Origin of the sequence: Rhizobium sp. N122, assembly GCF_002211295.1 — a bacterium.
GTDB lineage: Bacteria > Pseudomonadota > Alphaproteobacteria > Rhizobiales > Rhizobiaceae > Rhizobium.
In genome coordinates this window covers 72188-93437 of the sequence record NZ_LOKU01000011.1, presented here as the reverse complement: position 1 = coordinate 93437, position 21250 = coordinate 72188, and the positions used below count along the sequence as shown (strand labels likewise).

The 21250-nt window shown below is 62.3% G+C and carries 24 protein-coding genes and 1 tRNA gene; 17 read left to right on the top strand and 8 right to left on the bottom strand.

The genetic code is table 11. The features are described from left to right. Positions 1 to 50 precede the first annotated feature (50 nt). Complete coding sequence (locus tag ATY75_RS10250) at positions 51 to 1031, top strand: aldo/keto reductase (protein WP_088937449.1); 981 nt, start codon at positions 51 to 53, stop codon at positions 1029 to 1031. 59 nt (positions 1032 to 1090) lie between these two features. Here ATY75_RS10250 and ATY75_RS10245 read toward each other — a convergent pair whose 3' ends face one another. Further along, positions 1091 to 1669 (bottom strand): TetR/AcrR family transcriptional regulator, encoded by a 579-nt coding sequence (locus tag ATY75_RS10245; protein ID WP_088937448.1) that lies wholly within the window; start codon positions 1667 to 1669, stop codon positions 1091 to 1093. Between the two features lie 119 nt (positions 1670 to 1788). Between ATY75_RS10245 and ATY75_RS10240 the strand changes: the two genes are divergently transcribed. Next, a complete protein-coding gene (locus tag ATY75_RS10240; RefSeq protein ID WP_088937447.1) occupies positions 1789 to 3084 on the top strand; it encodes an MFS transporter in 1296 nt (431 codons plus the stop codon). A gap of 123 nt (positions 3085 to 3207) precedes the next feature. Further along, a tRNA-Leu gene (locus ATY75_RS10235) sits at positions 3208 to 3292 on the top strand. A 169-nt stretch (positions 3293 to 3461) separates the two neighbouring features. Here ATY75_RS10235 and ATY75_RS10230 read toward each other — a convergent pair. Further along, the gene (locus ATY75_RS10230; RefSeq protein ID WP_049732769.1) at positions 3462 to 3749 is read right to left on the bottom strand and encodes a hypothetical protein; all 288 of its coding nucleotides are present in this window, start codon (positions 3747 to 3749) and stop codon (positions 3462 to 3464) included. A 167-nt stretch (positions 3750 to 3916) separates the two neighbouring features. Continuing rightward, positions 3917 to 4201 carry a hypothetical protein gene (locus ATY75_RS10225; RefSeq protein ID WP_064840878.1) on the bottom strand — a complete coding sequence of 95 codons (285 nt, stop codon included), beginning with the start codon at positions 4199 to 4201 and terminating at the stop codon, positions 3917 to 3919. 213 nt (positions 4202 to 4414) lie between these two features. On the opposite strand from ATY75_RS10225, the gene ATY75_RS10220 reads away from it, so the two are divergent. Then, complete coding sequence (locus ATY75_RS10220; RefSeq protein WP_088937446.1) at positions 4415 to 6163, top strand: cation:proton antiporter; 1749 nt, start codon at positions 4415 to 4417, stop codon at positions 6161 to 6163. Positions 6164 to 6337: 174 nt separating this feature from the next. Here the strand turns inward: ATY75_RS10220 and ATY75_RS10215 are convergent, their stop codons facing one another. Further along, positions 6338 to 6628 (bottom strand): hypothetical protein, encoded by a 291-nt coding sequence (locus tag ATY75_RS10215; RefSeq protein WP_190241342.1) that lies wholly within the window; start codon positions 6626 to 6628, stop codon positions 6338 to 6340. Positions 6629 to 6880: 252 nt separating this feature from the next. Here ATY75_RS10215 and ATY75_RS10210 point away from each other — a divergent pair, with 252 nt between their 5' ends. Continuing rightward, complete coding sequence (locus ATY75_RS10210; protein ID WP_088937445.1) at positions 6881 to 7471, top strand: YqaA family protein; 591 nt, start codon at positions 6881 to 6883, stop codon at positions 7469 to 7471. Between the two features lie 90 nt (positions 7472 to 7561). Beyond that, on the top strand, positions 7562 to 8077 hold the full coding sequence (locus tag ATY75_RS10205; RefSeq protein ID WP_088937444.1) for a disulfide bond formation protein B: 516 nt from the start codon (positions 7562 to 7564) through the stop codon (positions 8075 to 8077). A gap of 5 nt (positions 8078 to 8082) precedes the next feature. Here the strand turns inward: ATY75_RS10205 and ATY75_RS10200 are convergent, their stop codons facing one another. Beyond that, positions 8083 to 8640, bottom strand: coding sequence for an HNH endonuclease (locus ATY75_RS10200; protein ID WP_003567029.1), 558 nt, complete (start codon positions 8638 to 8640; stop codon positions 8083 to 8085). Between the two features lie 111 nt (positions 8641 to 8751). Further along, a complete protein-coding gene (locus ATY75_RS10195; RefSeq protein ID WP_088937443.1) occupies positions 8752 to 9444 on the bottom strand; it encodes a DNA-3-methyladenine glycosylase in 693 nt (230 codons plus the stop codon). Between ATY75_RS10195 and gluQRS the strand changes: the two genes are divergently transcribed. After that, positions 9443 to 10324 carry a tRNA glutamyl-Q(34) synthetase GluQRS gene (gene gluQRS, locus ATY75_RS10190; protein ID WP_088937442.1) on the top strand — a complete coding sequence of 294 codons (882 nt, stop codon included), beginning with the start codon at positions 9443 to 9445 and terminating at the stop codon, positions 10322 to 10324. The two genes, ATY75_RS10195 and gluQRS, sit on opposite strands and share 2 nt — an antisense overlap. Here gluQRS and ATY75_RS10185 read toward each other — a convergent pair. Further along, the gene (locus ATY75_RS10185) at positions 10289 to 11212 is read right to left on the bottom strand and encodes a YihY/virulence factor BrkB family protein (protein WP_064840885.1); all 924 of its coding nucleotides are present in this window, start codon (positions 11210 to 11212) and stop codon (positions 10289 to 10291) included. The two genes, gluQRS and ATY75_RS10185, sit on opposite strands and share 36 nt — an antisense overlap. A 76-nt stretch (positions 11213 to 11288) precedes the next feature. Between ATY75_RS10185 and ATY75_RS10180 the strand changes: the two genes are divergently transcribed. From ATY75_RS10180 to ATY75_RS10145, 7 genes are all read left to right on the top strand, one after another. Then, positions 11289 to 12122, top strand: a complete 834-nt coding sequence (locus ATY75_RS10180; protein ID WP_088937441.1) for an SDR family oxidoreductase — start codon at positions 11289 to 11291, stop codon at positions 12120 to 12122. Positions 12123 to 12136: 14 nt separating this feature from the next. After that, on the top strand, positions 12137 to 12340 hold the full coding sequence (locus ATY75_RS10175; protein WP_064840887.1) for a twin transmembrane helix small protein: 204 nt from the start codon (positions 12137 to 12139) through the stop codon (positions 12338 to 12340). Positions 12341 to 12932: 592 nt separating this feature from the next. Beyond that, positions 12933 to 13511: a cob(I)yrinic acid a,c-diamide adenosyltransferase gene (locus tag ATY75_RS10170; RefSeq protein ID WP_088937440.1), complete on the top strand. Its 579-nt coding sequence runs from the start codon at positions 12933 to 12935 to the stop codon at positions 13509 to 13511. Positions 13512 to 13543: 32 nt separating this feature from the next. Beyond that, complete coding sequence (locus ATY75_RS10165) at positions 13544 to 14341, top strand: rhomboid family intramembrane serine protease (RefSeq protein ID WP_088937439.1); 798 nt, start codon at positions 13544 to 13546, stop codon at positions 14339 to 14341. Between the two features lie 163 nt (positions 14342 to 14504). Further along, on the top strand, positions 14505 to 15269 hold the full coding sequence (locus ATY75_RS10155; protein ID WP_088937438.1) for an electron transfer flavoprotein subunit beta/FixA family protein: 765 nt from the start codon (positions 14505 to 14507) through the stop codon (positions 15267 to 15269). Positions 15270 to 15292: 23 nt separating this feature from the next. Further along, positions 15293 to 16222, top strand: a complete 930-nt coding sequence (locus tag ATY75_RS10150; protein ID WP_088937437.1) for an electron transfer flavoprotein subunit alpha/FixB family protein — start codon at positions 15293 to 15295, stop codon at positions 16220 to 16222. Between the two features lie 208 nt (positions 16223 to 16430). After that, a complete protein-coding gene (locus ATY75_RS10145) occupies positions 16431 to 17312 on the top strand; it encodes a 3-hydroxybutyryl-CoA dehydrogenase (protein ID WP_064840892.1) in 882 nt (293 codons plus the stop codon). A gap of 182 nt (positions 17313 to 17494) precedes the next feature. On the opposite strand, the gene ATY75_RS10140 is transcribed toward ATY75_RS10145, so the two are convergent. Beyond that, on the bottom strand, positions 17495 to 18157 hold the full coding sequence (locus ATY75_RS10140) for a TlpA disulfide reductase family protein (protein WP_088937481.1): 663 nt from the start codon (positions 18155 to 18157) through the stop codon (positions 17495 to 17497). Positions 18158 to 18180: 23 nt separating this feature from the next. On the opposite strand from ATY75_RS10140, the gene argH reads away from it, so the two are divergent. The 3 genes from argH to lysA all read left to right on the top strand — a co-directional run bounded on the left by argH (position 18181) and on the right by lysA (position 21190). Then, on the top strand, positions 18181 to 19584 hold the full coding sequence (gene argH, locus ATY75_RS10135) for an argininosuccinate lyase (protein ID WP_088937436.1): 1404 nt from the start codon (positions 18181 to 18183) through the stop codon (positions 19582 to 19584). Positions 19585 to 19715: 131 nt separating this feature from the next. After that, on the top strand, positions 19716 to 19910 hold the full coding sequence (locus ATY75_RS10130) for a lipoprotein (RefSeq protein ID WP_004671378.1): 195 nt from the start codon (positions 19716 to 19718) through the stop codon (positions 19908 to 19910). Positions 19911 to 19921: 11 nt separating this feature from the next. Beyond that, positions 19922 to 21190, top strand: a complete 1269-nt coding sequence (gene lysA / locus ATY75_RS10125) for a diaminopimelate decarboxylase (protein WP_088937435.1) — start codon at positions 19922 to 19924, stop codon at positions 21188 to 21190. Positions 21191 to 21250: the final 60 nt, after the last annotated feature.

The window sequence follows — 21250 nt, the reverse complement described above, 5'->3', positions numbered from 1 at the left end:
ATCGCCCGGGGCATTGAATGGGGTCATCGGATTCATCACGGAGTCGTTTCATGGAATATGCAAAATTTGGGAAGACCGGCCTCGAAGTCTCGAAAATCTGCCTGGGCTGCATGACCTTCGGCGATCCCGGCCGCGGCAATCACGCCTGGAGCCTGCGCGAAGAAGAAAGCCGGGCGATGATCCGCCAGGCGATCGACCTCGGCATCAATTTCCTCGACACCGCCAACACCTATTCCAACGGCTCCTCCGAGGAGATCGTCGGCCGCGCCATCAAAGATTTCGCCAAGCGCGAGGACATCGTGCTGGCGACAAAGGTGTTCAACCGCATGCGGCCGGGCCCGAATGGCGCCGGCCTGTCGCGCAAGGCGATCTTCGACGAGATCGACAACAGCCTGCGCCGCCTCGGCACCGACTATGTCGACCTCTACCAGATCCACCGCTTCGATTACACGACGCCGATCGAGGAAACGCTGGAGGCGCTGCACGATGTCGTCAAATCGGGCAAGGCGCGTTATATCGGCGCCTCCTCCATGTATGCCTGGCAATTTGCCAAGGCGCTCTACGTCTCCCGGCTGAACGGCTGGACCGAATTCGTCAGCATGCAGGACCACCTGAACCTGCTCTACCGCGAGGAAGAACGTGAAATGCTGCCGCTCTGCGAGGATCAGAAGATCGCCGTCATCCCCTGGAGCCCGCTTGCCCGCGGCCGCCTGACCCGCGATTGGGACGAGGCGACGGCGCGCAGCGAAACCGACGAATTCGGCAAGATGCTGTACACGCAGTCCGTCGACGCCGACCGCAGGATCGTCGAGGCCGTGGCCGAGATCGCCAAGGCCCGCGGCATCTCCCGCGCTGAGGTCGCAACCGCCTGGATCCTGCAGAAGAGTGCCGTGACCGCCCCGATCATCGGCGCTTCCAAACCGAACCACCTCAGCGATGCGGTTGCCTCGCTCTCGGTCAAGCTCACCGCGGAAGAAGTAGCCGCCCTGGAGGCACCCTACATCCCGCACGCCGTGGCCGGCTTCAAATAACCGCCGGCGGCTTTATCTCTCCGTCTACGCGAAGAATATCGAAACCGCATCGTCCCGAATTATGCCCGGCCACCGGGATCGAGCTTGCGGCGCATCGTCACCAGAAATTGCTCGGCAAGCGCCCGGTCCTCGACGGCACGGGCCAGGATGACGGCGCCCATCATCGAGGAGAGCGTGGTGGCGGCATTGGCGCGGCGCTCCTTTTCGCTCTTGCCGGGAACGATATCGGCAAGCGTCTCGACCAGCACGGAGAGCCCATCGCTGAAGACGGCGCGCACCGCACCGCGGCTGCGGCTGACCTCCTGGATCAGCGTCGCGAACACGCAGCTGCCGCCGGGATCGTCGACCGTGCGCCAATGGATATAATGGTCGAGAAGCGATTCCAGCGGCCGGTCGGGAGAATTGGCGATGTGCTCCTTCCAGCGCGTTTCGACCTTGTCGATCAGCTTACGGCTGACCTCGAGCGCCAACTCGTCCTTCGAAGCGAAATGCCCGTAGAAACCGCCATGCGTCAGCCCCGCCGCCTTCATGATGTCGGCGACGCCAACCCCGTCGAAACCGTTCTCGCGAAAGAGCACACCGGCAACGCTCAGGATCTTTTCACGGTTTTCGGCAAATTTCTCGCGGCTGACCCGCATTTCTCATCTCCAGAAATAGTCGCTTGACAAAATATATGACGTCCATCATGAATACGCAAGAAATATGATGACCATCATGTAAATCATTCCCGAACCTGAATCCGAACGGAATCTCGCTCATGGTATCCACAGCGCTCGCCACCACTCTTGCCCGGCGCAACATCCACTACGGCTGGGTCGTCGTTGCCGCAACCTTCCTCACCATGCTGGTCACAGCCGGCGCCATGGGCGCACCAGGCGTGCTGATCAAGCCGCTGCAGGACGAGTTCGGCTGGGAGACCTCGCAGATTTCCTCGGCCCTTGCGATCCGCCTGATCCTTTTCGGTTTCATGGGCCCGTTCGCCGCCGCCTTCATGAATTATTTCGGTGTGCGCAAGGTCATCGTCTTCGCCCTGGCGCTGATCGGCGCCGGCTTTGTCGGTTCGCTGTTCATGACCACGCTGTGGCAGTTGCTGCTGCTCTGGGGCATCGTCGTCGGCTTCGGCACCGGTCTGACGGCGATGGTGCTCGCCGCAACGATCTCCACCCGCTGGTTCACCAAACATCGCGGCCTCGTCGTCGGCATGCTCTCGGCGAGTTCGGCCACCGGCCAGCTCGTCTTTCTGCCGCTGATGGCCGAGCTGACGGAGCGCTACGGCTGGCGCTCCACGGTATTTTTCGTCTGCGCCATGATCATGGTCGCAGCTCTCGCCGTGCTCGCCTTCATGCGCGACCGGCCGGCCGACCTCAACCTGCCCGCCCTCGGCGAAACACAGGTCACGCCGCCGCCGGCCAGCACCTCGCTCGGCGTCGCGCTGATGACGCCGATCACCGTGCTCAAGGAAATCTCCAGGACCTCCACCTTCTGGATCCTGTTTGCCACCTTTTTCATCTGCGGCCTCAGCACCAATGGCCTGATCCAGACCCACTTCGTCACCCTCTGCGGCGATTTCGGCATCGTGCCGGTGGCCGCGGCCAGCGTGCTCGCCGTCATGGGCATCTTCGATTTCTTCGGCACCATCGGCTCCGGCTGGCTGTCCGACCGCTTCGACAATCGCTGGCTGCTGTTCTGGTATTACGGCCTGCGCGGCCTGTCGCTGCTCTACCTGCCCTTCAGCGATTTCAGCTTTTACGGCCTCTCGATCTTCGCCGTCTTCTATGGCCTCGACTGGATCGCCACCGTGCCGCCGACCGTCAAGATCGCCGCCGACCGCTTCGGCCGCGAAAAGGTCGGCCTCGTCTTCGGCTGGGTTTTTGCCGGCCATCAGCTGGGTGCCGCAACCGCCGCCTATGGCGCCGGCCTGTCGCGCACCGAACTTTCGAGCTACTTGCCCGCCTTCTTCATCGCCGGCGCCTTCTGCCTGCTGGCCTCGATCCTGGCGATCACCCTGAAGAAGTCCGGCCTGAGCAATCCCGCACCTGCGGCTGCTCATTGATATCGCAAGCCTCCGGCCTCGAAACGAGGCCGGATCTCTCTACCGGATCAGTTTGATAACTTCGCTTGCCCGTCTTGCGCGTGCGGGCGCTCGCATGTTAGACAGCCGCCCGTTCACTCCGTTGCCCCATTGGCGGAATTGGTAGACGCGCTCGACTCAAAATCGAGTTTCGAAAGAAGTGCTGGTTCGACTCCGGCATGGGGCACCAGCCTCCGCTCTGTGAGCTTCGGCTCGGCGAGCCGCAGTTCCGTCAGGAACGAAGGCGGGTGGGTTCGATAACGGCGCCGGCCAGCATCACCATCATCCCGAATATCATCGTGTCGCGCCTCCGCATCGACAAGCTGACGCGGAAGCGCGGACCGAATTCACATCTGAACCTACTTGTTCTTCAGCAGCCACATCTTGCCGGCCATGGTGATGCCGTAGACGTCTTTCGTGACATCGTCATCGAGGTGCCGCCGCTCGAGGAAACCCGGTTCCTTCAGCTCGCCCAGCGTCTTGGCGGTGACCGATTTGATTTTCTGCGGCCGCTCTTTCCAACGGTCGTTTTTCGCGTAGGTCACCGTCGCGTTCTGATGCGTCCATTTATTGGCCGGCTGAGGGTAAAGGTCTCCATCCCGGGCGAGTTTCAATGCGGCGATCTGGGACGGCGTAAGTTCAATCATACTCAAAAATCCTGTGCAGGCGGTGTTTGCGCTGGGAATGCGCTTCTACCAAAGGCGTGCTCATAACACCGACGGACGAGTTTCACCACTGCATTGCGATATCAGCGCCATGAAAGGCGAAAACCCGGCTCTGTGAACCGGGCTTCGTCCTTGTCGAGAATGTTTCATTAGTTGCAGCGCCGGACCGTCTTGGTCACTTCGCCGTCGTCGGTCTGGCGGGTAACGCTCCTGGTTTCGCAGCCATTGTCGCGATAGCGGCGGTGTTCACGTTCGCGCACCGCACCGAAAGTGACGCCACGCTCGCTGATGGTGATGCCGGGTCTGACGCGCTCATGACGATAACCGTCGTCATAGGAACGTTCCCTGACATAAACGCTGTCGGCGAGAACAGGCGCTGCAAACGAGCAGGCGGCAAGGGCCGCCACAGTACAATTCAGGATGATCTTCCGCATGTCGTTTCTCCTTTCTTGATGAAAGGGCAACGAGACAAGACGCAACTGGTTCCAACATTGCCGGCCGCCCGGCCGTGCCGCAGACGACAGCATATAAGTTCCGCGCTTCATCGCACGGATTGAGAACAAGGCAGCGCCATCCGCCAAATCGACTGTTTAATTTTGCCTGCACTTCGTACAGAGTGGCCGCCGCTATTACAGGAAGGTTCGGACGTGCATCAGGAAGTAGGGCTCATCGCGACGGTTGCCGTCAGTTTCGTTTTCGCGGCGATCCTGGGTTATGGCGCCGACCGGCTGCGGCTGCCGCCGCTCGTCGGATACCTGATGGCCGGCATTCTGATGGGGCCGTTCACGCCGGGCTTCGTCGCCGATACCGCCCTTGCCGGCCAGCTCGCCGAAATGGGCGTCATCCTGTTGATGTTCGGGGTCGGCCTGCATTTTTCCGCCTCCGATCTGCTCGCCGTGCGGGGGATCGCCGTGCCGGGCGCCATCGGGCGGATCATCCTCGCCACCCTTCTCGGCATCGGCCTTTGCAAACTCTGGGGCTGGAGCCTCGGCGCCGGCATCGTCCTCGGCCTCAGCCTGTCGGTCGCCAGCACCGTCGTTCTGCTGAAGGCGCTGGAAGAGCGCAATCTCGTCAACGCGCCGAGCGGGCGCGTCGCCGTCGGCTGGCTGATCGTCGAGGATCTGGTGATGGTGCTGGCGCTGGTGCTGCTGCCGGCGCTGGCGGAGCTTCTCGGCGGCAATGCCGCCACGACTACCAATCACGGTCTCGGCGAGCTGCCGCTGGTGCTGACGCTCGGCCTGACGCTCTTGAAGGTGGCCGGCTTCGCCGCCATGGCGATCTTCCTCGGGCCGCGCATCGTGCCCTGGCTGCTGACGATGATCGCCCGCACCGGCTCACGTGAACTGTTCACGCTGACGGTCTTGGCGATCGCACTCGGCATCGCCTTCGGCTCGGCGGCGATCTTCGGCGTCTCCTTTGCGCTCGGCGCCTTCTTCGCCGGCGTCGTCATGAGCGAATCCCAGCTCAGCCACCGGGCGGCGGCCGATTCGCTGCCGCTGCAGAACGCCTTCTCGGTGCTGTTCTTCGTCTCCGTCGGCATGCTCTTCGACCCTTCGATCCTGGTGCGCCAGCCGCTGGCGGTGATCGGCGCGTTGGCGCTCGTCATCCTCGGCAAGGGCATCATCACCTTTGCGATCGTCATATTGCTGCGCTATCCGATCGGTCTCGGGTTGACCTTGGCCGGCGGCCTTGCCCAGATCGGCGAATTTTCCTTCATTCTCGCCGGCCTCGGCGTCACGCTCGGGCTGCTGCCGCATGAGGGTCAGGATCTGATCCTCGCCGCCGCGATCCTGTCGATCACGCTCAACCCGATCGTGATCCTGGCGACCGACGGGTTGAAGACATATGCCCATGCGACATGGCCCACCCTCTGGGAGAGCTACGGCAGAAAGCGTCAGAAGGCGCTGGGCAGGGAGCTGGAAAAAATCAGGGCGCTCGGCGAGGAGCGCGAACGCGAGCATCAGCTGAAAATGCAGCAGCTGATCGAGACCTTCCCGTTGTTCTCCGAGGTCGACGAGGACGCGCAGGAGGAGCTGCTGCTGCTCTTCAAGGCGAAATCCGCGCCCCCCGGCGAACGCGTCATCCGCCGCGGCGACCGCGGCGACGGCATGTATTTTATTTCTTCTGGGGCGGTGGAAGTCCGGCTTGCTAGCGGCGCGATCCGCCTGGAGCCCGGCGCCTTCTTCGGCGAAATGGCGCTCTTGAGCGGCGGACGGCGCACTGCCGACGTCATCGCCGTCGACTTTTGCCAGTTCGAGGTGCTCGAACGGCGCGACTTCAACATGTTCATGTCACGTCATCCCAATTTGCGCGCCGCCGTCAGCGAAATGGCCCAGAAGCGCACCGAGATGAACGACCTGCGTCAGCAGTGGGAAAAGTCGATGGATCTCTCCTGAGGCAACACCGATACATGGCTCGGAATTGCGATAAAGCATGTCGCGCAAAAGTGTGCCACGGTTTTTCCCAGGCAAAGCGGGAAGCGCTTTTGCGGCAACGACATGCTTAAAAACAAAGACCTAAAGCGCGTCGCATGAATCAAGTTTGACGCGACGCGCTTTAGCGCGATCGCCTCAGCCGGCCGGCCAATAGCCGTCGGAGCGGAAATCCTCAGGGATCGGGTCGAGCCGCGATAAGCTCTCGGCGGCGAAATCGATCTGCAGCGACAGATATTTAAGCGAGGCCAGCATCGGCACGCCGGTCGCAAATTCCCGGACGCGCGACGGATGATAGCCGCTTTCGTCCAGCCGCCGCGCCGCCTCCCGGCGCACATCGTCCCGGCTCGGCCTGCCGCCCTCTTCGGACCGCTCGGCCATGTGCACGGCCTGCCTGCGGCCGCCTTCGATCACTTTGAACATTCCCATGCCACCCTGCACGTCGCCCCACATCAGCTCGAGCATGATGTTATGAGAAACCGCCCACACTTTCGGCATCATGCTTTGAGACAGCTTGCTGCAGAATGGCCGATTCGCCATCCCGTGAAATCTTGGGAAGGGCGGCAGGAGCCCGCATCACGAAATTTTTAGGCGGCGGGTGGCACGAAGGACACGGGCGAGCATTTACAGCGCCGCCCACGGCCCCTAAAGCTTTTTGCACCGCAACAGGAAGGGAATGGAATGCTTCGCAGACTTTACGACTGGACCATGTCTCTGGCCGCGCGCAAATCGGCCGAAGTCTGGCTCGCCGTCATCGCCTTCGTCGAAAGCTCCGTCTTTCTCGTCCCCGCCGATGTGCTGTTCCTGCCGATGGCGCTTGCCAAGCCGGAACGCTCCTATCGCTACGCCGTGATTGCCACAGTCGCTTCCGTGCTCGGCGGCATAGCCGGCTGGGCGCTCGGCTTTTACGCCTTTGAGACGGTGGCGCGGCCGGTTCTCGAATTCTACGGCAAGCTCGACGCCTTCGAGCAGATGAAGGCCTATGTCACCTACGAGTGGATCCTGCTGCTGCTTGTCACATCAGGTCTTGCGCATCTGCCGCCGATCAAGATCGTCACGATTCTCTCCGGCGTCATTCACGTCAATCTGGGCCTTTTCATTGTTTCGGCGATTATTGCCCGCGGCGCGCGTTTCCTCTTCCTCGCCTGGCTGCTGCGCCGCTACGGCGAGCCGATCCGTGACTTCATCGAGAAGCGCCTCGGCCAGATCGTCGGCATCGGTGCCGGTGCGGTGATCGTGCTATATGTCGGCTACCGCTCTTTCGCCCACTAAAGCATCTTTACTGTTCCGCAATTCCGGACGCAAAACCGCTTCACATTTTTGCTGGAATTGCACCAATCCAAACTCTCGCGGAGCTCCGCCATGACTGCCACCGCCTCGCCGCTCGCCCGCCCCGGCTTCGTCTATTCCCTATTGCTCGCCATCGGCATGGCGGCGGCGGTCGGCACGGCACTTGGTTTCCAATATATCGGCGGCTATATACCCTGTGCGCTCTGCCTGCTGCAGCGCCAGCCCTATTACTACGCCATCCCGATCGCCATCCTCGCGGCAATTTCGGAACTTGTCGGCCTGCCGAACTGGATCACCCGTGCTCTCATTCTCGCCGCCGGCATGCTGATGCTGGTGACGGCCGGCATGGGCGTCTATCACGCCGGCGTCGAATGGCATTTCTGGCCCGGCCCGGCCACCTGCTCGACGACGGCAAGCAGCATGACGACCAATGCCGGCGATCTGCTCGGCGAACTCAACACGATCAAGGGCCCGTCCTGCACCGATGCGGCGCTCCGGGTGCTCGGCCTGTCCTTTGCCGGCTGGAACGTGATAGCCGGAATCCTGCTCGCAGCCTTCGCCTTCGTCGGCGTCCGCAAATCGGCCTGAACTGATCAGGGCTGCAGTTCGGTATCCCAGTAGAGATAGTCGAGCCAGCTGTCGTGCAGGTAGTTCGGCGGGAACAGCCGGCCGTTATTGTGCAGATCCTGCACCGTCGGCTGATAGGGCTTCTGCGCCGGGAACATGCTGGCCTGCTTGGGAAGCTTGCTGCCCTTGCGCAGATTGCAGGGCGAACAGGCGGCCACGACATTCTCCCAGGTGGTTTCGCCGCCATGGGCGCGCGGGATGACGTGATCGAAGGTCAGATCGTCATGGGCGCCGCAATACTGGCACTCGAACCGGTCGCGCAGGAAGACGTTGAACCGGGTGAAGGCCGGATTGCGGGACGGCTGAACGTAGGTCTTGAGGCACACGACGCTCGGAAGCCGCATCGAAAAACTCGGCGAGGAAACCGAATGTTCATACTCGGCGATGATGTTCACACGGTCGAGAAATACCGCCTTGATCGCGTCCTGCCAGGACCACAGCGACAAGGGGTAATAACTCAGCGGCCGGTAGTCAGCGTTCAGAACGAGCGCTGGCAGGGCCTGGGGGGAGACTGCAATCGTCAAGGGACTCTCCTGATCGATTCGGCATCTGCACCTGTATATTAGGCCGGTTGTTACAGGATTGTGAAGTCCAATAAATTCAGAGGATAAAGGCAATTTGAAGAGTATTGCCGATCAGCCGGTCGGCACCATGTCGCGGCGCGTTTTCGTGGCGTAATAGGCCCAGAAAAGCCGGGCCGCCACCGAGCGCCATGGCGACCAGGTTTGCGCCAGGGCAGTCAGCGCCTTTATCTGCGGCCGGGCCGCGAGACCGAATGCCGCACCGACGGCACTCTGCAGCGCGACGTCGCCGGCCGGGAAGACATCGGCATGGCCGCCGCAGAACATCAGATAGACCTCTGCCGTCCACGGACCGACGCCCTTCAGCGCGGTGAGTTCGCCAAGCGCTTCTTCAGGCGGCTTCAGGCAGAGCCCGGCAAGATCGAGTTGGCCGGAGGCAACGGTTTCGGCGATCCGCGACAGCGTCTCGGCCTTGGCGCGCGACAGGCCGAAGTCGCGCCAGGCTTCGGCGTGAAGCAGCACGTAGCCTTCGGCGGTCAGGAGGCCGTCGGCCGGCAGCATGCGCCGCCAGATCGCCTCGGCGCTGGCGCGCGACACCATCTGCGAGACAATGATGTGGGCAAGGCCGGCAAAGCCCGGTTCGCGCAGCCGCAGCGGAACAGGGCCGGCCTCTGCCGCAATCGGCACAAGGCGCGGATCGAGACGGAGCAGTGCTTCGAGCCCCAACCTGACGTCGTCTTCGTTGCGGATGATCTGCACATCGCCTCGCAGTGGTTCGAAACCCAAATCCATGGCAGAAGAAAGCATGACCACGAGCGAGCGTCAAAAACCTGTCTTTCGTTTTGCGCCGAGCCCCAACGGTGAGCTGCATCTCGGCCATGCGCTCTCGGCCTTCTTGAATCACGACATGGCCGAAGCCGAGCATGGCCGCCTGCTGCTGCGCATCGAGGATATCGACCAGACCCGCTGCACGCCGGAATTCGCGGCCGGCATCCTCAGCGATCTCGACTGGCTGGGGATTGGCTGGGAAAGCCCGGTGCGGCGCCAGTCGGAACATTTCCCCGAATATCAGGCGGCACTGCACGCGCTGATCGAGCGTGGGCTGGTCTATCCGGCCTTCCTGACGCGCGGCGAGGTAAAGACGCGCGTCACAGCCTATGAGGCGGCCGGTAAAACCTGGCCGCGCGATCCCGACGGCACCCCGCATTATCCCGCAACCGATCGCGAGCGCCCGGAAGACGAATGGCGGGAGATGCTGACCTCGGGAAAAAAACACGCCTGGCGGCTCGATATGCGCAAGGCGCTCGACCTGATCGGCGAGCTGCTGTTTTGGACGGAAACCGGCGACGGCAGATCGGGCGAGATCGCCGCCGAGCCGGACGTCTGGGGCGACGTCATCCTGTCGCGCTCCGACGCCCCGTCGAGCTACCATCTTTCAGTGGTCGTCGATGATGCCCTGCAGGGCGTCACCCATGTGGTGCGCGGGCTCGACCTGTTCCATGCGACATCGGTGCACCGACTGCTGCAGGTGCTGCTCGGCCTGCCGCAACCGGTCTATCATCATCATCGCCTCATTCTCGACGCTGCCGGCCGCAAGCTTTCGAAAAGCCAGGGCGACAGCGGCATCGGCGAATTGCGCGCCCGCGGCCTGTCAGGGGCCGATATTCGCCGCCTTGTCGGGCTCTGACGGCCTTTCGACCCGCTGCCTGCCGACGATCGAGAGCGTGTGGGAAAACATCCGGAAGACCCGGAATTTGATCAGCGCCGCGTTGATCTCAGCGCCGATGATGAAGATGACGCCGACCATGTAGAGGAAGATCAGCACGATCATGACCGAGGCGAGACCGGCATAGGTTGCGGTATAATTGGCGAAGGTCGCGAGATAATAGGCAAAGATCAGCGCCCCGGCGAGCCAGAGCAGCAGGGTGAGCAGCACGCCCGGAATGACGTCGAAGACCCGCCGTTTGCCGGCCGGCAGCCAGAGATGCATGACCAGCAGCCCGACGGTCAGCACCACAAGCGTGCCATAGATACGCCAGCTGAAGACGATCTCGAGGGTATCGGCAAACAGCGGAAACCAGTTCCTGGCATAGTCGAGCGCCAGCGGCACGGCGACCAGCAGGATGCTGATCGCCGCAAAGATGATCACTGCGATCAGCACATAGCCGAGGCTGGCGAGGCGGGTGAAATACCACGGCCGCGTTTCCTGCACCCGGTAGGCGCGGTTGAGCGAAATGCGCAGCGCCTCGACGCCGTTCGAGGCGAAATAGGCGGCCGCCAGCACCGAGATCGTCAGCAGCCCGCCGCGCGGAATGGTCAGCACTTGCAGCACTTGGTCGGCGAGCGGCTTGGCGATCGCCTCGGGCCAGGTGTCGAAGATCAGATGAATGGCGGTCGAGGAAAACTGATCGGCGCCGAGGAAGCTTGCCAGCGCCGTGCCGAAGATCAGGAAGGGGAAAACCGCAAGCAGGCTCGACAGCGCCACATGGCTCGCCATGGCGAAGCCGTCATCCTCGACCATGTGACAGATCGCGTCATAGACCACGTCGTAGATCGTGCGCAGTGGCTTCGGCATTCCGTCTCCGGCTTTCCAGATTGTATCCTCTGGCCGAATATGGGAAACGAGTCCCATTTTGTACAGGAATCATTCCATGGCGGGAGAGCGCAGCATCGTCGTGACCGGATGCTCGTCCGGTATCGGCGCTCATTGCGCCCGGGCGCTGAAAGCCGATGGCTGGCGCGTCTTCGCGACGGTGCGCAAACCGGAAGACCTGTCGGGCCTGGAGGCCGATGGCATCGAAGCCTTCCTGATGGACTATGCCAGGAGCGAAACGATCTCGGATCTGGTCGGCGCGGTTCTGGAACGCAGCGGCGGCCGCATCGATGCGCTCTTCAACAATGGCGCCTACGGCCAGCCGGGCGCCGTCGAGGATCTTTCGACGGCAGCGCTGCGCGCCCAGTTCGAGGCGAATTTTTTTGGCTGGCATGAGCTGACGCGGCAGGTGATCCCGGCAATGCGCAGGCACGGCCGGGGACGGATCGTGCAATGCTCGTCCATTCTCGGCGTCGTGCCTTATCGCTATCGCGGCGCCTACACCGCTTCCAAATTCGCGCTCGAAGGCCTCAGCATCACGCTGCGCATGGAGCTGCAGGGCAGCGGCATCCATGTGAGCCTGATCGAGCCGGGACCGATCGCCACACGTTTCACCGCCAACGCGCTCGCAAAGATCAAGGAGCATATCGACCTTGAGAATTCGCCGCACGCGGCCGACTATGTCAGGCAACTGGCAAGACTCGATGGATCCGGCCCGGCCAGCCGCCACAAGCTTGGCCCGGAAGCGGTCTATTCCGTATTGAAACACGCATTGAACTCGAAAAATCCAAGGCCACATTATCCTGTAACCACACCGGCTAAACAGGGCATGTTCCTGAAGCGGCTGCTTCCGGCAGACTTCTTCTACCGCCTGATGCGCTGGACGGACTGAGAAAGCTGAATGCCATGTCCACGGTCACCTATATCCTTGCGATCATCGTCATGGGCCTCGTCGCCCTCGTCCTGATCCGCGGCCTCTTCAACATGATGAAGGGCGGCGACGCCAACCGTTCCAACAAGCTGATGCAGTTGCGCGTCCTCTTGCAGGCCATCGCCGTCATCCTGATCATGCTGACACTCTGGATCACCGGCGGCGGCCGGCCGACGTGAGAAGGCCATGGGAGGGGTATTTTTTAATGACGAACACGGAAAGAAATGACGAAGGAGAGGCGAGCGCCCGCTTAAGGAAGCACCTCGAAACGGTGTGCGTCAGTATGCCGGGGCGAGTTTGGCGAAAAGGCCAACCCCAACCTCCGTCGTCCTCGGGCTTGACCCGAGGATCCATCCCCGTAGCCGCTGATGAATGCGGTGTGGATGCTCGGGTCAGGCCCACGGCTGTCCGGTTCGTACCAATGGCTGCCCCTCACCCTAACCCTCTCCCCGTTCTGACGGGGAGAGGGGACGTGCCCTGCGAGACGTGGGTGAGGAGCGGAGAGGGTGCGGCATATTCCCTTCTCCCCGTCAAAACGGGGAGAAGGTGGCGGCAGCCGGATGAGGGGCGTGGTGAGACGCCGCCCGACGCGGTTGCTCCCTACGCACGGGCAAATTTGGCGACAATGCCAACCCCACCTTCCGTCATCCTCGGCCTTGAGCCGAGGATCCACGCCGCGGCCGTCGATGGATGCGGTGTCGATGTTCGGGTCAAGCCCGAGCATGATGGAGGATGGGGTGGTTCAACCCTGCCCCTGTCAGGCGGTACAGCATGGTGAAGCTCAACAAAATCTACACCAAAACCGGCGACGACGGCACGACCGGGCTGGTTGCCGGCCCGCGCCGGACAAAGGACGATCTGCGCGTCGATGCCTATGGCACGATCGACGAGGCCAATTCCGCGATCGGCCTGGCGCGGCTGCATACAGCAGGCCTGCCCGAACTCGACGCCATGCTGATGTCGATCCAGAACGATCTCTTCGATCTCGGCGCCGATCTTGCCACGCCCGATAGCGGCGAGCCGCCGGCCTATGAGCCGCTGCGGATCGTCGAGGCGCAGGTCGCCCGCGTGGAGCGCGACATCGACCAGTTGAACGCCGGCCTCGAACCGCTGAAATCCTTCATTCTGCCGGGCGGCAGTCCGGCCGCCGCCCAGCTGCATCTGGCCCGCACGATCGCGCGGCGCGCCGAACGTTTGATGGTGGCGCTTGCCCGCACCGACGGCGAGATCGTCAGCGAGCCGGCCAGGAAATACGTCAACCGGCTCTCCGATTTCCTCTTCGTCGCCGCACGTCATGCAAATGACCGAGGCCATGCGGATGTGCTTTGGGTTCCGGGAAAAAACAGATAGGCTTGCCGCGATTACGATCGCCGGGGGGCTTGATGTTCATACCATTTCACGACGCCAATACGCTGAAACATATCAAGGTCCAGTGGGTGACGCTCTCACTGATCGCATTGAATGTCGCCGTCTGGCTTTTCACCAGCCTGGAGAGCGAGCAGGCAGCGCAGGCAACGATGGTCGGGCTCGGCTATATCCCGGCGATCGCCTTTGGCGACGCAGTGCTGGCCCAGGGGCTGGAAATCGTGCCGGAGCCGCTGACTTACCTCACCTATGCCTTCGTCCATTCCGGCTTCTGGCATCTGGCCTCCAACATGATCTTCCTCTGGGTCTTCGGCGACAACGTCGAGGACGCGATGGGACATCTGCGCTTCCTGATTTTCTATCTGCTCTGCGCGGCCGCCGGCGCACTCTGCCACGGCCTGCTGACCATGACGTCGCAAGCGCCGCTGGTCGGCGCCTCGGGGGCGATCTCCGGCGTGGTTGCCGCCTATGTCATGCTGCATCCGCGCGTCAGGGTCTGGGTTCTGGTCTTCTTCCGTCTGCCGCTGCCGCTGCCGGCCTTCGTGCCGCTGCTTTTATGGATCGGCCAGCAATTCTTCATGCTGGCGATGGCACCCGACGGCGACGTATCCTGGGGCGCCCATGTCGGCGGCATCCTTGCCGGGGCGCTTCTGATCCTGGTGCTGCGCCGGGAAGGCGTGCCGCTTTTCGACCGGGAGATCGTCACGCCCCGGGCTGTGAAAGACGATCCCGGCGCCGGTCCGGCCATCACTGTCGATGCCGCCGGGCGAAAGATCCAACGCCTTCCCTGGGGCCGGCGCCGACAAGAATATTGACGTGAACGTCAACGTCCATATATTGCCCGGCAAATTGCCGCCAGCGACATGGAAGCGTTGAATTTGGAGGAAAAGCGCGTATCCATGTCGCCATTCGACAATCGAAATGGCGCGCGAACGCGCATTTTCGCTCCAGCTAGTTTCTCCTGAAGGAAGGACCACCATGAAGATTCTCGTGCCCGTCAAGCGCGTCGTCGACTACAACGTGAAGATCCGGGTGAAGCCGGATGGTTCCGGTGTCGAGCTTGCCAATGTGAAGATGTCGATGAACCCGTTCGACGAGATCTCGGTGGAAGAGGCGCTGCGGCTGAAGGAGGCCGGCAAGGCTGAGGAAGTGGTGGTGGTGTCGATCGGCCCGGCCAAGGCCGAGGAGACGCTGCGCACGGCGCTGGCCATGGGCGCCGACCGGGCGATCCTGGTCGAGACCGACGATCAAGTCGAGCCGCTGGCGGTCGCCAAGATCCTCAAGGGCGTGGCCGATGCCGAGCAGCCGGGATTGGTCATCGTCGGCAAACAGGCGATCGACGACGACAGCAACCAGACCGGCCAGATGCTGGCCGCCCTGCTCGGTTCGGCGCAGGCGACCTTCGCCTCGAAGATCGAGATCGGCGACGGCAAGGCGCCAGAGGGCACAGCAAGGGTCACCCGCGAGGTCGATGGCGGCCTGCAGACGATCGAGGTCAAGCTGCCGGCGGTGATCACCTCGGATCTGCGTCTCAACGAACCGCGTTATGCCTCGCTGCCGAACATCATGAAGGCGAAGAAGAAGCCGCTCGACAAGAAGAGCCCGGCTGATTTCGGCGTCTCCACCACGCCGCGGCTGAAGGTGCTGAAGACCGAGGAGCCCTCGGGCCGCAAGGCCGGCGTCAAGGTCAAGTCGGTCGCTGAGCTGGTCGACAAATTGAAGAACGAAGCCGGCGTGCTTTAAGGCAGGAAAGAGAGAACACCATCATGACCATTCTTCTTCTGGCCGACCACGACAATGTCAGCCTTTCCGACCAGACCGCCAAGGCGCTGACGGCCGCAAGCCAGATCGGCTCCGATATTCATATTCTCGTCGCCGGCAAGGGCGCCAGGGCTGCGGCCGATGCCGCGGCCAAACTCGCCGGTGTCTCCAAGGTGCTGCTCGCCGAAAGCGACGAACTGGCCAACAATCTGGCCGAGCCGCTCGCCGACCTGATCGTCTCGCTCGCCGGTGCCTACGACACCATCCTCTCGGCCGCCACCTCGGTCGGCAAGAACGTGCTGCCGCGGGTCGCCGCCCTGCTCGATGTCGCCCAGATCTCGGAGATCATCGAGGCGATCTCCGCCGATACCTTCAAGCGGCCGATCTATGCCGGCAATGCCATCCAGACGGTGCAGGCAAGTGATGCCAAGAAGGTGATCACCGTGCGCACCGCCTCGTTTGCCTCAGCCACCGAAGGCGGCTCTGCTGCCGTTGAAGCGATCGCGGCAATCTCCAATCCGGGCCTGTCGCGTTTCGTCGGCGATGCGCTGTCGGCTTCCGATCGTCCGGAACTGACGTCGGCGAAGATCATCCTTTCCGGCGGCCGGGCACTCGGCTCGGCGGAGAAGTTCCGGGAGGTCATCCTGCCGCTTGCCGACAAGCTCGGGGCTGCCGTCGGCGCCAGCCGTGCCGCCGTCGACGCCGGTTATGCGCCGAACGACTGGCAGGTCGGTCAGACCGGCAAGGTCGTCGCGCCGCAGCTTTATATCGCCGCCGGCATCTCCGGAGCGATCCAGCATCTGGCCGGCATGAAGGATTCGAAGGTGATCGTCGCCATCAACAAGGACGAGGAGGCGCCGATCTTCCAGGTTGCCGACTACGGCCTGGTCGCCGATCTGTTCGAGGCTCTGCCGGAACTGGAAAAGGCGCTCTAAGCACGTCGCGCAAAGACCGAAAGCGCGAGATGCGAATCTGAAAGCGCGCAGCGCGCTTCAAACGCGTCAAATGCTCTTCTTTCGCACTTGCGAATGACTGGAAAATTATCTTTTATCGGTCTACTACTGCTGCCGGGCGATCATTCGTCCGGCAGTATTGCTAAAAAATGCGGCAGCGCGGGGGCGAATGCCGTGCGGGGGTTTGGAGATGAATGCGGTGTTGAAGAATATTGGTATTATCGGTGCCGGCCAGATGGGCTGCGGCATCGCGCATGTTTCGGCCGCCGCAGGTTACAGGGTTCACATCTACGATCTCTCGCAGGATCGCATCGAGTCCGGCCTTGCCACCATCAACGGCAACCTGGCCCGTCTGGTGACGAACGGCAAGATGACCGAAGAGGAACGCAAGTCGACCTTGTCGCTCATCACAGGCTCGTCCGACGTCAATGATCTCGCCCCGTCCGATCTCGTCATCGAAGCGGCCACCGAGGATGAGAGCGTCAAGCGCAAGATCTATGCGCAGGTCTGTCCGGTCCTGAAGCCGGAAGCGCTGCTTGCCACCAACACCTCTTCCCTTTCCATCACCCGGCTTGCTGCCGCCACCGACCGCCCCGAACGCTTCATGGGCATTCATTTCATGAACCCGGTGCCGGTGATGAAGCTGGTCGAACTGGTGCGCGGCATCGCCACCGACGAGAAGACCTTCTCCGCCGCCAAGGAATTCGTCGGCACGCTGGAAAAAACCATTACCGTCGCCGAGGACTTCCCGGCCTTCATCGTCAATCGCATCCTGCTGCCGATGATCAACGAGGCGATCTACACGCTCTATGAAGGCGTCGGCACGGTCGACGCCATCGATACGGCGATGAAGCTCGGCGCCAACCATCCGATGGGACCGCTGCAACTTGCCGATTTCATCGGCCTCGACACCTGCCTGTCGATCATGCAGGTGCTGCATGACGGCCTGGCGGACTCGAAATATCGACCCTGCCCGCTGCTGGTGAAATATGTCGAAGCCGGCTGGCTCGGACGCAAATCCGGCCGCGGCTTCTACGACTATCGCGGCGAAGTGCCGGTCCCGACCCGGTAAGTAAGCAGGCCTCATCAGAACGGGCGAATAGACCGGACGCCGGTGAAATGCTTTCCTTGCCGTGAATGGGAGGAAACGCCATGTCGACTGAAACTCCGATGTTCCTGCTGCAATGCTGCGTCCTTATCGGAATTGCCGGCGTTTTCCTGATGAGAGGAGATGGCGACTCCTGACTGATATCCTTACGATCCGATCGCACCCTTGATCAAACTCTTGGCGTCTTCGCTGTCCCAGGCAGCGGGTCCGTTCATGGCGGAGATCAGGCAGCCCTTGTCGTCGAGCAGCAGCGTCACCGGCAGACCGAAGGCAAGACCTTGCTTCTTCAGGCTATTGAAGACGCCGATCGTATTGTCGCGATAAAGCTGCAGCGCATCGACGCCGGTCTCGGCGAGGAAAGTCTTCGGCTTCTCGTCGTCCCCCGTATCGATATTGACCGGCACGACCTGGAACTTGTCGCTGCCCATCTGCTTTTCCAGTGCGTTCAGCGCCGGCATCTCCTCGCGGCAGGGCACGCACCACGTCGCCCAGAGATTGAGCAGCACGGTCTTGCCGGCGAAATGGTCGAGCGTCAGCGGTTTGCCGTCAGGGCCGTTGAAGGACACCCCGGTCAGCTTGCGCGGCTCATTGGCGGCGACCATCGCGGCAACCTGCCCCTTCATCAGCGGCGTCAGATTGGCGGAGCGTTCCCTGGCCAGCGGGCATTCGACTGACGCCGTATCGCCGATGCCATTGCCAATCCCCGTCTCCTTCACGTATACCGCTGCCGCACCGGCAACAACGCCTGTAACGGCGGCAATTGCGATCAGTTTTACGGACGGCAGACCGAAGGGTTTTTTCGTCGTCATTTCATTCTCCAGGACGGGCATCCATGGCCGAGAGCAACACGGACACCAAATCCTCCAATCAGATGTGGGGCGGGCGTTTCGCCTCCGGCCCGGACGCGATCATGGAGGAGATAAATGCCTCGATCGGTTTCGACAAGAAGCTATTCGCGCAGGATATCCGCGGTTCGGTCGCCCATGCGACGATGCTCGCCCATCAGGGGATCATTTCACCCGACGATAAGGACAAGATCGTTCACGGGCTAAACACGATCCTGTCAGAAATCGAAAGCGGCAATTTCGAATTCTCGCGTCGGCTCGAAGACATCCATATGAACATCGAGGCACGGCTGGCGACGCTGATCGGACCGGCGGCCGGCCGGCTGCACACCGCTCGCTCGCGCAACGACCAGGTGGCGCTCGACTTCCGCCTCTGGGTGAAGGAAGAGCTTGAGAAGACCGAGAAGATGCTGACCGGCCTGATCGCCGCCTTCCTCGACCGCGCCGAAGAACATGCCGAAAGCGTCATGCCGGGCTTCACCCATCTGCAGACCGCCCAACCCGTCACCTTCGGCCATCACTGCATGGCCTATGTCGAAATGTTCGGCCGCGACCGCTCGCGCGTGCGCCACGCCATCGAACATCTGGACGAAAGCCCGATCGGCGCGGCTGCCCTTGCCGGCACCGGTTATCCGATCGACCGCCATATGACCGCCAAGGCGCTCGGTTTCCGCGAACCGACCCGCAACTCCATCGACACCGTCTCAGACCGCGACTTCGCTATCGAATTTCTGTCGATCGCCGCAATCACCGGCATGCACCTGTCGCGCCTGGCCGAAGAGATCGTCATCTGGTCGACCCCGCAATTCGGCTTCGTGCGCCTCTCCGACGCCTTCTCGACCGGCTCGTCGATCATGCCGCAGAAGAAGAACCCGGATGCCGCCGAGCTGGTGCGCGCCAAGACCGGTCGCATCAACGGTTCGCTGGTAGCCCTTTTGACGATCATGAAGGGTCTGCCGCTCGCCTATTCCAAGGACATGCAGGAAGACAAGGAACAGGTCTTCGACGCGGCCGAGAGCCTGGAACTGGCGATCGCCGCCATGACCGGCATGGTGCGCGACCTGACCGTCAACACCGCACGCATGAAGGCGGCGGCCGGCTCCGGCTTCTCGACGGCGACCGACCTTGCCGACTGGCTGGTGCGCGAAGCCGGCCTGCCCTTCCGCGATGCCCATCACGTCACCGGCCGGGCCGTGGCGCTTGCCGAAAGCAAGGGCTGCGATCTTGCGGAACTGCCGCTCGCCGACCTGCAGGCGATCCATCCTGATATCACCGACAAGGTCTATGACGTGCTGACGGTCGAAGCCTCGGTCGCCAGCCGCAAGAGCTTCGGCGGCACCGCACCCTCCGAAGTACGCCGGCAGATCGCCTTCTGGCGCGCCCGAAACTGAGAGATATCAGGCGGCATAAGCCGCCGCGGCCTTGCCGCATAGGCGGCAAGACCGTCCAACAATCAGGGTGCACAAGGCGGATAAACTTCGCTATGACAATGTCCATCGCAATGCCGCCGAAGAGGATATCCATGCAGAAGAGCTTGCCGCACCTCATCCGCCTGACGGCGGTCATCGCCGTCATCGGCCTTGCCGTTGCCGGGTGCGGGCGCAAGGGCGATCTCGATCCGCCGAGTGCTGCGGCAACCAAGGAAGGTGACGTTTCCAAACCGACGAAACAGCCGGGAACCGTCGACAAGCCCTTCCTTCTCGACCCCCTTCTTTAAGGCATAAGCCCGTGAACCATTTCGAGTACCGCGACGGCGTCCTGCATGCCGAAAACGTCCCCGTTCCCGAGATCGCCAAGGCGGTCGGAACACCCTTCTATGTCTATTCCACTGCAACGCTGGAGCGCCATTACCGGGTCTTCTCCGAAGCCTTCGCCGATATGGACTCCATGGTCTGCTACGCGATGAAGGCGAATTCGAACCAGGCGGTGCTGAAGACGCTCGGCCGCCTCGGCGCCGGCATCGACGTCGTCTCAGAAGGCGAACTGCGGCGCGCGCTCGCCGCCGGCATTCCGGCCAGCCGCATCATGTTTTCAGGTGTCGGCAAGACGCCTCAGGAGATGGATTTCGCTCTCGAGGCCGGCATCTACTGCTTCAATGTCGAATCCGAGCCCGAGCTTGAAATCCTCAACCAGCGAGCCGTCAGCGCGGGCAAGAAAGCGCCGGTCTCCTTCCGCATCAACCCCGATGTCGATGCAAAGACCCATTCGAAGATCTCGACCGGCAAGAAGGAAAACAAATTCGGCATCTCCTGGGAGCGTGCCCGCGCCATCTATGCCCATGCCGCCAGGCTGCCGGGCATCGAGGTCACCGGCATCGACATGCATATCGGCAGCCAGATCACCGAATTGCAGCCCTTCGACGACGCCTTCAGGCTGCTGCATGATCTTGTCGCGACGCTGCGTGCCGACGGCCACACCATCGATCACGTCGATATCGGCGGCGGCCTCGGCATCCCCTATAAGGACGACAACAATCCGCCGCCGCTGCCCGACGCCTATGCGGCGATCGTCAAGAACCAGTTGCGCGGCCTCAACTGCAAGATCATCACCGAGCCCGGCCGCCTGATCGTCGGCAATGCCGGTATCCTGGTGACCGAAGTCCTCTATGTGAAGGATGGCGGCGAGAAGACCTTCGTCATCGTCGACGGCGCGATGAACGATCTGATCCGCCCGACCCTTTATGAGGCCTATCACGAGATCCGGCCGGTGACGATTTCGGCGGCGAACGCCCCGCGCATCCGCGCCGACGTGGTCGGCCCCGTGTGCGAGACCGGCGATTACCTGGCACTCGACCGCGAGATGGCGATGCCGAAGCCCGGCGACCTGCTGGCCGTCAGCACGGCCGGCGCCTATGGCGCGGTGCAGGCCGGCACCTATAACAGCCGGCTGCTGGTGCCCGAGGTCCTGGTCAAAGGCAGCGATTTCCATACGATTCGCCCGCGCAGAACCTATGCGGAGCTGATCGGCCTCGACTCGGTTCCCGCCTGGCTCGACTAAGCAGCCATCACTTTTTGGCGAATTAATGTGAAAAGCCGGTATTGCCGGCCGCTCGCCCTC

Excerpts from the sequence above, each read along its gene's own strand:
- gluQRS (WP_088937442.1), top strand. The coding sequence starts at position 9,443 with ATGACCACGAGCGAGCGTCAAAAACCTGTCTTTCGTTTTGCGCCGAGC.
- ATY75_RS10155 (WP_088937438.1), top strand. The coding sequence starts at position 14,505 with ATGAAGATTCTCGTGCCCGTCAAGCGCGTCGTCGACTACAACGTGAAG.
- ATY75_RS10215 (WP_190241342.1), bottom strand. The coding sequence starts at position 6,628 with ATGGGAATGTTCAAAGTGATCGAAGGCGGCCGCAGGCAGGCCGTGCAC.
- ATY75_RS10225 (WP_064840878.1), bottom strand. The coding sequence starts at position 4,201 with ATGCGGAAGATCATCCTGAATTGTACTGTGGCGGCCCTTGCCGCCTGC.
- ATY75_RS10175 (WP_064840887.1), top strand. The coding sequence starts at position 12,137 with ATGTCCACGGTCACCTATATCCTTGCGATCATCGTCATGGGCCTCGTC.
- ATY75_RS10205 (WP_088937444.1), top strand. The coding sequence starts at position 7,562 with ATGACTGCCACCGCCTCGCCGCTCGCCCGCCCCGGCTTCGTCTATTCC.
- ATY75_RS10245 (WP_088937448.1), bottom strand. The coding sequence starts at position 1,669 with ATGCGGGTCAGCCGCGAGAAATTTGCCGAAAACCGTGAAAAGATCCTG.
- ATY75_RS10185 (WP_064840885.1), bottom strand. The coding sequence starts at position 11,212 with ATGCCGAAGCCACTGCGCACGATCTACGACGTGGTCTATGACGCGATC.
- ATY75_RS10180 (WP_088937441.1), top strand. The coding sequence starts at position 11,289 with ATGGCGGGAGAGCGCAGCATCGTCGTGACCGGATGCTCGTCCGGTATC.
- ATY75_RS10145 (WP_064840892.1), top strand. The coding sequence starts at position 16,431 with ATGAATGCGGTGTTGAAGAATATTGGTATTATCGGTGCCGGCCAGATG.
- ATY75_RS10140 (WP_088937481.1), bottom strand. The coding sequence starts at position 18,157 with ATGACGACGAAAAAACCCTTCGGTCTGCCGTCCGTAAAACTGATCGCA.
- ATY75_RS10170 (WP_088937440.1), top strand. The coding sequence starts at position 12,933 with ATGGTGAAGCTCAACAAAATCTACACCAAAACCGGCGACGACGGCACG.
- ATY75_RS10230 (WP_049732769.1), bottom strand. The coding sequence starts at position 3,749 with ATGATTGAACTTACGCCGTCCCAGATCGCCGCATTGAAACTCGCCCGG.
- ATY75_RS10130 (WP_004671378.1), top strand. The coding sequence starts at position 19,716 with ATGCAGAAGAGCTTGCCGCACCTCATCCGCCTGACGGCGGTCATCGCC.
- ATY75_RS10165 (WP_088937439.1), top strand. The coding sequence starts at position 13,544 with ATGTTCATACCATTTCACGACGCCAATACGCTGAAACATATCAAGGTC.
- argH (WP_088937436.1), top strand. The coding sequence starts at position 18,181 with ATGGCCGAGAGCAACACGGACACCAAATCCTCCAATCAGATGTGGGGC.
- ATY75_RS10250 (WP_088937449.1), top strand. The coding sequence starts at position 51 with ATGGAATATGCAAAATTTGGGAAGACCGGCCTCGAAGTCTCGAAAATC.
- ATY75_RS10210 (WP_088937445.1), top strand. The coding sequence starts at position 6,881 with ATGCTTCGCAGACTTTACGACTGGACCATGTCTCTGGCCGCGCGCAAA.
- ATY75_RS10150 (WP_088937437.1), top strand. The coding sequence starts at position 15,293 with ATGACCATTCTTCTTCTGGCCGACCACGACAATGTCAGCCTTTCCGAC.
- ATY75_RS10195 (WP_088937443.1), bottom strand. The coding sequence starts at position 9,444 with ATGCTTTCTTCTGCCATGGATTTGGGTTTCGAACCACTGCGAGGCGAT.
- ATY75_RS10240 (WP_088937447.1), top strand. The coding sequence starts at position 1,789 with ATGGTATCCACAGCGCTCGCCACCACTCTTGCCCGGCGCAACATCCAC.